This is a genomic window from Peptoniphilus catoniae (genome assembly GCF_901447155.2).
Classification (GTDB): Bacteria; Bacillota; Clostridia; order Tissierellales; family Peptoniphilaceae; genus Peptoniphilus_E; species Peptoniphilus_E catoniae.
This window is the reverse complement of record NZ_LR588416.1, coordinates 119,626-131,952: the sequence shown is the minus strand read 5'-3', so window position 1 is coordinate 131,952 and position 12,327 is coordinate 119,626. Positions and strand designations below refer to the sequence as shown.

12 protein-coding genes are annotated in these 12,327 nt (G+C 32.9%); all 12 read left to right on the top strand.

Annotated features, from left to right (window positions below):
• The coding region (locus PEPCATONIAE_RS06770) for an EF-Tu C-terminal domain-related protein (protein WP_487247493.1) at positions 1–188 on the top strand (188 nt) is incomplete at its 5' end.
• Positions 189–772: 584 nt separating this feature from the next.
• On the top strand, positions 773–1,447 hold the full coding sequence (locus PEPCATONIAE_RS06765; RefSeq protein WP_138160374.1) for a flavin reductase family protein: 675 nt from the start codon (positions 773–775) through the stop codon (positions 1,445–1,447).
• Positions 1,448–1,475: 28 nt separating this feature from the next.
• Complete coding sequence (locus PEPCATONIAE_RS06760; RefSeq protein WP_138160373.1) at positions 1,476–3,053, top strand: helix-turn-helix domain-containing protein; 1,578 nt, start codon at positions 1,476–1,478, stop codon at positions 3,051–3,053.
• A 12-nt stretch (positions 3,054–3,065) separates the two neighbouring features.
• Entirely contained in the window at positions 3,066–4,379 is a 1,314-nt protein-coding gene (locus PEPCATONIAE_RS06755) for a YjiH family protein (RefSeq protein WP_138160372.1), read from the top strand.
• A 176-nt stretch (positions 4,380–4,555) separates the two neighbouring features.
• Positions 4,556–6,004: a nicotinate phosphoribosyltransferase gene (locus PEPCATONIAE_RS06750; protein WP_138160379.1), complete on the top strand. Its 1,449-nt coding sequence runs from the start codon at positions 4,556–4,558 to the stop codon at positions 6,002–6,004.
• A gap of 1 nt (position 6,005) precedes the next feature.
• Complete coding sequence (locus PEPCATONIAE_RS06745) at positions 6,006–6,872, top strand: B12-binding domain-containing radical SAM protein (protein WP_138160371.1); 867 nt, start codon at positions 6,006–6,008, stop codon at positions 6,870–6,872.
• Positions 6,873–6,886: 14 nt separating this feature from the next.
• Positions 6,887–7,567, top strand: coding sequence for a hypothetical protein (locus PEPCATONIAE_RS06740; protein ID WP_138160370.1), 681 nt, complete (start codon positions 6,887–6,889; stop codon positions 7,565–7,567).
• A gap of 15 nt (positions 7,568–7,582) precedes the next feature.
• A complete protein-coding gene (locus tag PEPCATONIAE_RS06735; RefSeq protein WP_138160369.1) occupies positions 7,583–8,470 on the top strand; it encodes a DegV family protein in 888 nt (295 codons plus the stop codon).
• Between the two features lie 92 nt (positions 8,471–8,562).
• On the top strand, positions 8,563–9,324 hold the full coding sequence (locus PEPCATONIAE_RS06730) for a formate/nitrite transporter family protein (RefSeq protein ID WP_138160368.1): 762 nt from the start codon (positions 8,563–8,565) through the stop codon (positions 9,322–9,324).
• A gap of 216 nt (positions 9,325–9,540) precedes the next feature.
• Positions 9,541–10,806, top strand: coding sequence for a Glu/Leu/Phe/Val family dehydrogenase (locus tag PEPCATONIAE_RS06725; RefSeq protein WP_138160367.1), 1,266 nt, complete (start codon positions 9,541–9,543; stop codon positions 10,804–10,806).
• Positions 10,807–10,997: 191 nt separating this feature from the next.
• Positions 10,998–12,122, top strand: a complete 1,125-nt coding sequence (locus tag PEPCATONIAE_RS06720; RefSeq protein ID WP_138160366.1) for a sodium ion-translocating decarboxylase subunit beta — start codon at positions 10,998–11,000, stop codon at positions 12,120–12,122.
• A 9-nt stretch (positions 12,123–12,131) separates the two neighbouring features.
• On the top strand, positions 12,132–12,254 hold the full coding sequence (locus PEPCATONIAE_RS08705) for an OadG-related small transporter subunit (RefSeq protein ID WP_138160365.1): 123 nt from the start codon (positions 12,132–12,134) through the stop codon (positions 12,252–12,254).
• The last annotated feature ends 73 nt before the right edge of the window (positions 12,255–12,327 follow it).

Sequence of the window (12,327 nt, the reverse complement as noted above, 5' to 3'; positions counted from 1 at the left end):
TTAGAACCACAGACGTAACAGGAGACATACAACTAGCAGAAGGAGTAGAAATGGTAATGCCCGGAGACAACGCAACCTTCACAGTAGAACTAATCACACCAATAGCAATGGACGAAGGACTAAGATTTGCAATAAGAGAAGGCGGAAGAACCGTAGCATCAGGAGTAGTAACAAAACTACTATCATAAGAACAAAAAATACAAAAGACAAAGAAGACACCTAAACAGGTGTCTTTTTTAATAATAAAATAGCCTACAACTTAGGTTTCTTTAGCTAAGCATAAAAGAAAAAGTCTATTTTTCAATAATTTTATTATATAGTCAAAAGATATAGTTAAAAAGCATACTATTATTTTTTACCAACAAAAAGGTTTATTTTTATCAATTTAAATTATTAATAGTATTAATAATATTGATTCATTAGGTTTGTTTTTATTTTGAGTTATTTTAATTGATTAATGCGATAAGTAATATCTTCAATGATTAAAGATATGTAATAAATCTTGATTTTGTTAGGAAATAAAGCACAACCTGTATTTATTTTAATTATTAAAGCTAAGTAGATATAAATAATCCTTATTTAACCTTAATAATCATAAATTAAAGTTTTAACTCATAGGTTGTAGATAAACCATCCAGATTGCTAGAATCAAGTTACTATTTTACTATGGTAATACAACAAAAAGTTTAATTTAGTGGACAAAATATTCCATATGAAAACAAAGTATTACAAAATATAATCTTGTTAAGAATATTAAATAAGGAGGAATAATATGTTTTACGAAACCAAAAAAAACGATCATGGACTTGAACATAATCCTTTTAAGTCTTCGACAATACCTAGGGTTATAGGGTGGATTTCTACTAAAAATGAAGATGGAAGCGACAATATTGCACCATATAGTCAATTCACAAATCTAACATTTGATCCGCCTATGGTAATTTTCTCTGCAAACCAACATCCGGTAACAGGAGGAAGAAAAACCACTGTTAAGAATATAGAAAGAACCGGAGAATTTGTATACAATATGGTTACAGAAGAGCTGAAAACCGAAATGAACGACTCATCTATAGCAATGTTGCCTGAAGGTTGCAAAGATAAGTTTGAATACTGTAAACTTGAAAAAGAGAATGCAAAAATGATAAACGTTGCCATGGTAAAAAAATCACCTATAAAATATGAGTGTAAATATCTTCAAACTCTAAGGTTACCTGCAAATGGCGGAATAGCCACTGTGGATATAATTATAGCAGAGGTAATAGGAATCCATGTTGCAGATGAAGTAATAGGAAAAGATGGCAAAATAGATGTTTATAAGTTAAAACCTGTTGCAAGACTTGGATATTACGACTTTACCGTTGTTAACAACAGCTTTGAAATGGCACCACCTAAGATAGATGAAAAATATCAAGATCTTGTTGATAGAGGATTGGAAGGTAAGGTTTAATTTATAAAATTGAGGAGGGTGCTTGACTATGTTTATATATTTGAATATAAAGGATGAACTTAAAAAGTTAATCTATAGTCAGATAGCACCTTCCTCAGTTATAGACATAACTAGTGAAAATTTTATAAATTTGAATATTTTAGAATTTGAAAGTTCTGTCATTGTAATATATAAATTTCAGGAAGGCATAGAAACAAATCTTTATATTTTAAAAGAAAAGTTAAATAAAGTAATATTTATAGGTCTATTTGATTTTGAAAATTTGGATTCTGTAGAGAGACTGCTAAATAATGATTTATTGAATTATTGTATAAATATTTGTCCTAATTATGAAAAAAGACTTTTGAAAATTTTAAAAAGCCTTTGTAAAGAAAAGAATTTTAATTCCGATAAATTATCTGATGTAGAAAAGTCTATGATTACAAGTTTTTATATATACGATCTTATCTATGGAGATTTAAGTAGACTTGACGATATAAAGAATATGAAGACCCAAATTGGACTTAAAGATAAACCTAATTGTGCAATAACAATAATAATTGATGATTTTTGGGAAATATGTAGGTCTTTTGACAACAAGAAAAGATACGAAATAAAAATGGATTATCTGAAAGCTACCAAAGATGCTCTTTATAAATTGAAAATTGATGGTATAGCTTGTTCTCTAATAGGTACAGATAAGCTGGTGATTCTTGCAAATTTTGAAAAAAGTCGCAAGGATATGATAATAAAGATTTGTAAAGATATAAGAAATTACATAATTTCTAAAACCAAGTACAGTGTAACTATTGGCATAGGAAGTATAGTTGATAACTATAAAATATTATGGAAATCTTATGACGAAGCCTTTAAAGCCTTAGACTATTCCTTTTATTTAGGGGCGGGAAATGTTATTCACTATGAAGAGACTAAAGACTACACAACTTATGAATCCAGCAATGAAGAAATTCCTAACTTTAAATATTTATTTTTTAAAAATATAAATCAGTGGGATAATGAAGAGCTTATGAGGCAATATAAAAAAATAATTTCCTATCTCATTAATAAGTCTTTTAACTCAGAAACTATTAAATCAATAATAATAAAATTTAATTTTGAAATTACTGATTATGTTTTGTCTCTTGATAGCAAAAATCAGAAAATTTATGAGTATTCAATAAAATTAAACTCGAAGGTATTAAGAGCGAATTTTTTTGAAGATATTGAAAAGCAATTTTCTATGTATATGGAAGAAGTCAGCAGTATTATAGAGGATTTAAAGGAAAAAGATAAGATAGTCTTTGGACTTATGTCTGCTAAGAGCTTTATAGATAAGTATTATTATAAAGAAATATCTTTATCCGATGTAGCTGATATTTCAAATATGAGTAAGTCCTACTTTAGTAGGAGGTTTAAGAAACTATACGGAAAAAACTATACTGATTACTTGCAAGAAGTAAGACTTAGTGCTGCGGAAGACTTACTAAGAAACTCAGATGAAAGCATATTTGAAATTTCTGAAAAAGTAGGATTTAATGATTCTTTTTATTTCAGTAAGAGATTTAAAGAGAAGTACGGTCAAGCACCCTATTTGTATAGAAATTTATTAAGAAAAGTTAATAATTAAAGGAGGCGGGTTATGGAAAATCAAAAGCCAAAATATGTTAATGGAGCTAATATTTTAAAGTTTTTAATTATCTCCGCTTTAGGAATATTTATGTTTTTTGCAAAAATAACCGTAAATGGGAAAAATTCAATTCCTGTAGAATTGATTGTTTCTTATATACAAGGTAATTTTATGCAACTTTGTAGAATTTATGCACTTGTGTTTATAATATTGGGGGCAGCTCTTCCTTTTGTAAGGAAAACATGGAATAAAGATAATACTACAACGGTATTTTCTATACTCAAAATACTTGGAGCTATTGCCAGTATAGGAATATTTTTCAATGTGGGACCAGAAGCGATTCTTTCTCCAGACGTAGGACAATATTTGTTTGAGTCTTTAGGGGTTGGGCTTGGAGTATTAATACCTGTTTGTGCAATATTTATAAGTTTTTTAATAAGTTATGGATTTGTAGATTGCATAGGTATGATAGTTAGACCTATAACAAGAGCGGTTTGGAAAACCCCTGGAATATCTGCGGTAGATGCAATATCATCATTTGTTGGTAGTTCTGCTATGGGCATTATGATTACAAATGGCCTTTATAAGGAGAAAAAATACACCGCGAAAGAAGCGTCAATAATAGTTACTGGATTTTCTGCTGTTGCTATAACATTTATGGTTGTAGTAGCTGAAACTTTAGGTTTAATGGATTACTGGAATACATTTTTTGTTGTTGCTCTAATCGTTACTTTTGCAACAACAGCTATTACCGCTAGGATTAGACCATTAAGGACCATTCCTGATGAATATCGCAACAATGAACCAGGGGAAATAGAAGAAGAATATCAAGGTAGCTTGTTAAAGAATGCTTTTTATGAAGGATTAAAAGTTTGTGATGAATCAGATCCTATAGGTAAAAATATATTATCTTATTTAAAAGATGCTATGGAACTTGTTTTAGAATACCTACCTAATCTTATGTCTATAGGACTTGCAGGCCTTTTAATTGCTGAGTACACTCAAATTTTTGATATTCTAGGATATGTATTTTATCCACTAACTTGGGCACTTAGAATACCTGAACCTTTACTTGCAGCCAAGGCCACTTTGCTTGGACTTGCTGAGATGTATCTTCCTGTGCTTTTAGTAGTAGAAGCTCCTCTAGTTACGAAATTTGTTGTGGGTATTGGCAGTATAACTGGAATACTTATGTTCTCATGTACTATTCCGGTAATACTTGCAACTGAAGTACCCATTTCATTAAAGGATTTGGTAATTGTTTGGATTGAAAGAGCAATAATATCTCTTATAATGACAACTTTAATAGCTCTTGTTATATTTTAAGTAAAATATAAATAATATTTATAATCGGCACAGATTTAAAAAGAATCTGTGTCGATTTTTTATTTTAAAAATTTTTAAATTATTTTCAATAACCTCTATATTCTTTGCAACTTAAGCTAATTAATTATATAATCAAGGGAGAAACGAGGGGATAATAATTGAAAGATTATGCTAGAATGAACCTTTCACTACTAAGTGATTTTTATGAATTTGCAATGAGTAACGGATTTTTTAAGTCAGGTTATAAAAATAAAATAGTATACTTTGATATGTACTACAGGTCTGTTCCGGACAATGCTTCCTATGCTATAATAGCGGGACTTGAACAGGTAGTTGAATATTTTGAAAATTTAAAATTTGACGACAGTGATATAGACTTTTTAAGAAGCAAGAGCATATTTGATGAAGAGTATTTAAGCTATCTTAGAAACTTCAAGTTTGAATGTGATGTATGGGCTATGCCTGAGGGAACAGTTGCATTTCCTGATGAGCCTTTAATAACTGTAAGGGGTCCCATTGTTCAAGCACAAATGGTGGAAACTATGATACTTCTTACTATTAATCACCAGTCGATGATTGCCACTAAAGCTAATAGAATAGTATATGCGGCAGAGGGAAGAGGTGTAACTGAATTCGGTTCAAGAAGAGCTCAAGGTTACACAGGAGCAAACCTAGGTGCAAGGGCTGCCTATATAGGAGGGTGTAATGGAAGTGCCAACACCTTGGCTGAAAAGCTATATGGAGTTCCGGCTTTAGGTACTATGGCACATTCCTGGGTACAGCTTTTTGACTCCGAGTATGAGGCTTTTAGGGTTTATGCAGAGTGTTACCCTGATAATTGTTTGCTTTTGGTAGATACCTATGACACCTTAAAGGAAGGCGTACCTAATGCCATTAGGGTTTTTGATGAAGTGGTGGTGCCGGCAGGTTTTAGACCAAAGGGAATAAGAATAGACTCAGGGGATATAGCTTATCTTTCTAAAAAAGCAAGAAAGATGCTTGATGATGCAGGTTATGAGGATGTTAAAATCATGGCCTCAAACTCTCTTGATGAGTTTGTTATACAGAATATATTAATGCAGGGAGCAAAGGTTGACGCTTTCGGTGTGGGAGAAAGGCTTATTACATCAAAAAGCTCACCAGTGTTTGGAGGAGTTTACAAGTTAACTGCTGTTGAAGATAAAGAGGGCAATATAATACCTAAGATTAAAATTTCTGAAAATGTAACTAAAATTACAACTCCTGGATTTAAACAGGTATATAGACTTTATGACAGACAAAGCAACAAGGCTATAGCTGATGTAGTTACTCTTCACAATGAAAAAATAGATGATTCTAAAGACTACGAAATATTTCACCCTGTATTTACCTGGAAGAGGAGAAAAATCAAAAACTTTATTGCCAGACCTTTATTAGTTAAAATCTATGATAAGGGTAAATTAATTTATGATTTGCCGGGAATTGAAGAAATAAGATCTTATGTTAAAGAAGAATTTGATACCTTGTGGGAAGAGGTAAGAAGGCTTAATAATCCTCAAGAGTATATAGTTGATTTGTCACAGGATTTATGGGAAACAAAAGAAAAATTACTTGATAAATATGGAAAAAATTTAAGGAGAGAATAATTTGAAATATTACGGAAATGTTTACAGACCTCCAAGTGAGGCTTCTTCACTTATAATTCAAGCGACTATAGGTTGTTCACATAACAGCTGTACATTTTGCTATATGTATAAAGGGGAACCTTTTATAGTTAGAGATATTGAAGATATAATAGCTGATCTTGAGGATATTAGAGAGTATTTTCCAAGAATAAGAAGAATATTTATTGCTGATGGCGATGCTCTTGTTCTTAAAACTGAACATCTTATTAAACTACTTGATTATATAAACGAAAATTTTCCTAATGTTGAGAGGATTTCATCCTATGCAACTGCAGGGGATATAAACAGAAAAAGCACGGAGGAATTAAAGGAGCTTTATAAGAGAGGACTTCACATGCTTTATATAGGCTTTGAAAGTGGCGATGATGAGATTTTAAAAGACATTAAAAAAGGCCTTACAGTTAAAGATTATGTGGATTCTATGAAAAAGTGCAAGGAGGTAGGTTTTTCTACATCAATTACTATAATTGCAGGTCTTGGCGGAGTTGATAAAATGGAACAAAATGCCATAAATACAGCCAAGCTTATTAGTGAAACCAAGCCTGATTATGTATCTTATTTAACTATGAGAATATACGAAAATGCACCTATTTATAAGGACTATGTAAGTGGAAAATTTAAAATGCCTTCTGCCGAAGGAATTCTTTATGAGATGAAATTATTTTTAGAAAATGTAGACTCACAAGGAACTGTCTTCAGATCCAATCACGCTTCAAACTATGTGCCCTTAAAGGGAACTCTTAACGAAGACAGACAGGCTATGATTGATTTAATAGACACGAGTCTTGAAAACAAAAATTTCAGACCGGATTTTTTAAGAGGGTTATAGAGGAAGGTAGCTTTATGTTATATAGACTTAATTTAAAAAATTCAGAGGATTTTGATACCATATTAGAGGAAGATCTTCTTGTAATAGATTTAAATGGTATGGATCTTAAAACAAAGGAGTTGGCTGCTTCTATTAATAAGGGCGACTATATATGGATTAAATGTATTAAAAGCTATGCTCTTGCCAAGGTTTTAAGAAAAGCCAACCTTAAAGAAAATAAAATTTATGCAGAGGTTAAGGGTTATAGGCAAACAAGCCCTCAAGAAGCTATTAAGGAAGCTTTTGACAGTAAGATTTTTGAAGACGTAAGAGACGGAGAACTTATAGAAAATGCTCCCTATATATATGAAAAAAGTATGACTGTGGATTTTGACAAGGAAGATTTTGTTAAAAAGAGTGTGGACTTGGTAGATATAAAAAAAGTTCAAGATCTTAATAAAAATATTCTAAAAAATGTTCAAAGAGGTCTTGGCGGAGAGCTTATAATAGAGCTTGAAGCACCTAAGTCAAATGAAGATTATAGTAACTTACCTATGCCATACGAAGAGAAAGCTAATAATCAGGATGATCTTTATTTTGAACTTTTAAGGAGTCAGATAGATTTTTGCCTTGAGCTTCAGAAGCTGACAACGAGTCAATTAATTAAAACCCAGGAGATTTTTAACAATAGATTTTTCGGGAAGAAAAATAAGTAAGTTTGGAGAGAAAGAATGAGTATAAAAATTGTTACAGATACAGGAATGGACTTAACAAGTGAGCTAATAGAAAAATACGATATAGAGGTTCTTAATATTCTTATAAACGATGGAGAAGAGGAGTACAGTAAGGGAGAAATTAATTCTGATAAACTTTTTGAGGATATGAAAGCCGGCAAGGTTTATAGAACCAGTCAGGTAAGTTCCTTTGACTATAGAAACTGTTTTGAAAAATATGCCAAGGAAAAAAGAGAGCTTATAAGTATTTCTCTAAGCTCCGGATTAAGCGGCTCCTATGAACAATCGGTAAAAATAAAGGAAGAAGTTTTACAAAAATATCCCGATGCAAAGATTCACACTGTAGACTCAAGGTCCGCCACCTATGGACAGGGTCTTGTAGTTGTGAAAGCTGCTAAAATGGCTAAAGATGGAAAAGATGCCGCCTATATATTAGATAATGTTGAAAAGATAAAGACGGGAGTAAAGCATATTTTCTCAGTTAATGACCTAAGCTATTTGGTAAGAGGCGGTAGAGTATCAAAGGGTGCTGCGGCTATAGGATCTCTTTTAAACATAAGGCCTCTTATGGAAATTGATCCTAATGGGAAACTAGTTCCTAGAGAAAAGGTAAGGGGAGATAAAAATCTTCTTAAAAAGATTACTGACAAATATCTTGAGACTTATGAAAAAACAGCTGGCGACCAATCAGTCTTTATAGCCTATGGAGATGATGACAGTTTTGCAAGAAAAATTAAAGATACTATCGTAGAAAAATCTTCTGCAGATCCGAAGACTATTATCTTAGGACAGGTAGGTGTTGTAATAGGCGCCCATACAGGTCCGGGATTTATAGGTCTATTTTATGTTGATGAAATATTTAATGAAGGTTTTGATTTAGTTTAAAAAGGTTTTTTCAAGATTGATATAAACTTTTAAATTTCGACTATAATTAGACAAAAGGAGATTATGCTATAGCAGGAATAAGGGGATGAGAAATGTATAACGAAGCATTGGAAGCTATTAAATCGGCGGCTTTGAAAAAATTTGCCCTATACGATAAGTCCAAGTCCAGATATTTTGTGTCGGCAATTATTGCAGGCTTCTACATAGGTCTTGGAATTCTTATTATGTCACTTAGTCAATCTATTTTCGCAGGTGTGGATAGACCCTTTGTAAAACTTATAAACGGTTTTGTATTCAGCATGGCATTGTCCTTGGTTATGATGCTTGGTGCGGATCTTTTCACGGGAAATGTTATGACTATGTCGGGAGGAGCTTTCGGAGGGGCCCTTAGAGGATCAGATGCAGTTAAGGTTTGTGCCTTTTCCTATGTGGGAAATTTTGTAGGTGCACTTATAGTATCTGTTTTATTCTTAGGAACCGCAGCTAAAGGCACTCCTGTTGGAGATGCAGTTGTAGGTCTTGCAATTTCAAAAAGTAAAGCAGATGTAATGGCTATATTTTTTAAAGGTATTATGTGTAATATATTTGTGTGCCTTGGAGTTCTTGCTTGCTTAAAGATGAAAAGCGAGTCGGGAAAGCTCATTATGATATTTTGGTGTATTCTTCCATTTGTAGCCTTAGGCTTTGAACACAGTATTGCAAACATGACTGTATATATTTTGGGAGGACTTTTATCAAATGAGGTTACCCTTGCTATGGCACTACACAATTTGGTCCCTGCAACTATAGGAAATATAGTTGGAGGACTTTTAGTAAGTATTTCCTATTACCTTGTTGGAAAAGAAGATAAGTGAGATATTAGAACTAACCTTATCTGTAAAGTTGGTACAAAAATTTAAACAGGTTATTTTAATTTATGTATATTATATAATATTTGTTTTATACAGTGTTTTGTGTTGTATAAAAATATGTTATATTGAATTAAGATATCTCATTTGTTATAATTAGTACGCATGAATTTTATAAAATTTATTAGTCCATATGTATATGGAGAAAAGGAGTGTTAAATAATGACAGATACTTTAAATCCACTAGTAGCGGCACAAGAAAAGGTAAAAAGTGCTTGTGAAAAATTAGGAGCAGATCCTGCAGTTTACGAACTTTTAAAAGAACCTAAAAGGGTTATAGAAATTACTATCCCTGTAAAAATGGATGATGGAACTTTAAAGACTTTTAAAGGTTGGAGATCAGCTCACTCTGATGCAGTTGGTCCTGCAAAGGGCGGCGTTCGTTTTCACCCTGCAGTAAACATGGATGAAGTAAAAGCACTTTCACTTTGGATGACTTTTAAAGGCGGAGCACTTGGCCTTCCTTATGGTGGAGGTAAGGGCGGTATCGCTGTAGATCCTTCAGAACTTTCTGATAGAGAGCTTGAGCAACTTTGCAGAGGTTATGTAAGAGGTCTTTATAAATATCTTGGTGAAAGAATTGATATTCCTGCACCAGATGTTGGAACTAACGGCCAAATAATGAGCTGGTTCGTTGACGAATATACCAAACTAAACGGCGACAGAATGGATATAGGTACTTTCACAGGAAAACCGGTAGCATTCGGCGGATCTGAAGGAAGAAACGAAGCTACAGGATTCGGAGTTTCTATAGTAGTAAGAGAAGCAGCAAAGAGATTCGGTCTTGACATTAAAACTGCAAAAATAGCTGTACAAGGGTTCGGTAACGTAGGATCATTTACGGTTAAGAACATTTGCAGACAAGGTGGAAAAGTTTGTGCTATAGCTGAATGGGATAAAAAAGAAGGAAACTATGCTCTATACAATGAAAATGGAATAGACTTTAAAGAACTTCTAGCTTACAAGCAAGAACACAAAACTCTTCTAGGATTCCCAGGAGCAGAAAAGATTACAGATGAAGAATTCTGGACTAAAGAATATGATATTTTAGTACCCGCAGCACTTGAAAATGTTATTACAGCAGAAAAAGCAGAAAAGCTTAATGTTAAGCTTGTATGTGAAGCTGCAAACGGACCTACAACTCCTCAAGGCGACGAAGCTCTTGCAAAGAAGGGTATTAATTTAACTCCTGATATTTTAACTAACTCAGGTGGAGTTCTTGTATCTTATTACGAATGGGTTCAAAACCAATATGGATACTACTGGACTGAATCTGAAGTAGAAGAAAAACAAGAAGCAGACATGATGAAGGCTATTGAAGGAGTATTCGGAGTAGCTGATGAATACAAGGTAACCTTAAGAGAAGCTGTTTATATGTATGCAATAAGATCTATAGACCAAGCTATGAAACTTAGAGGTTGGTATTAATAGCAAGCATTACAAGTATAAACTTAGAAAAATATATCCTATATGAAGATAATTCATTGGGGAGTAGTTTATAAACCTTAGTCGTCATTACGGCATAGTCCCGGCTAAGACCAAGAAATTGGAAACGAGACCACTGTTTTTATTACAGTGGTCTTTTTTTATTTTTAAAATTTAAGTAAAAGAGGAAATTTATGGAAGGATTAAGAGAAGGTTTGTTGGTAGGTATAGTTAACCTAAATTTAGGACATATAATTATGTTTATTATAGGCGGAATTTTAATATATCTTGCAATAAAGAAGGAATATGAACCTACTTTGCTTTTGCCTATAGGCTTCGGTGCGATTTTATGTAATATACCTCTGTCTTCGGCAGTGGGAGAAGATGGATTTTTAACAATTTTGTATGAGGCGGGTATAGCAACGGAATTGTTCCCTGTTCTTATTTTTATAGCAGTTGGAGCCATGATAGATTTTAAACCCCTAATAGCCAGTCCCTTTATGTTGTTTTTTGGAGCTGCAGCACAGTTTGGGATTTTTGCCACTATGATGTTTGCCCTTGCAACAGGACAATTCACCTTGCCTGAAGCTGCTTCAATAGGTATTATAGGTGCGGCAGACGGACCTACATCTATTTATGTGGCAAAGGAGTTTGCAAGGAATTATCTTGGACCTATATCTGTAGCAGCATATTCTTATATGAGCCTTGTGCCCATTATTCAACCTCCGGTTATAAAGCTTTTAACAACTAAAAAGGAAAGAAAGATAAGAATGAAGTATACCGGTGTAAAGGTACCTAGGGTAGTGGAAATACTATTTCCTATAGTAATTACAATTATTTCCGGAATTATTGCTCCTATGAGCGTTGCTTTAATAGGTGCCTTAATGTTCGGAAATCTTATTAGAGTTTGCGGTGTTCTTGACAGATTATCAATATCTGCACAAAATGAGCTGGCAAATCTTGTAACTATACTTCTAGGAATAACCATAGGTTCAACTATGACAGCAGATGCCTTTTTAGATGTAAGGACACTTATGATTATGGCTATGGGTCTTGTTGCCTTTATCTTTGATACTGCAGGAGGAGTTATATTTGCAAAGATTTTAAATCTTTTCTTAAAAGAAAAGGTAAATCCTATGATAGGAGCTGCAGGTATATCAGCCTTTCCCATGTCCGGAAGAGTTGTGCAAAAACTTGCAAAAGAAGAAGATCCAACGAATTTTATACTTATGCAGGCAATGAGTGCAAATGTTGCGGGACAACTTGGGTCAGTAGTTGCAGGAAGTATGATATTGGCCTTGGTGCCATTATTTATCTAGGAGGTAGGTATGAATTCTATTTTAGCATCAGGATTTGAAGTTGCTGTATTAGGACTTGGAGGAGTTTTTGCAGTACTGATTTTATTTTATATATCAGTTAAGATTATGCTTAAAGTTTTTAAAGATAAGTAGACCGATATTGGTCTACTTTTTTTATATAAATAATTTTACATAGACTTTAAAAATTTCATAAAATACTTTAATA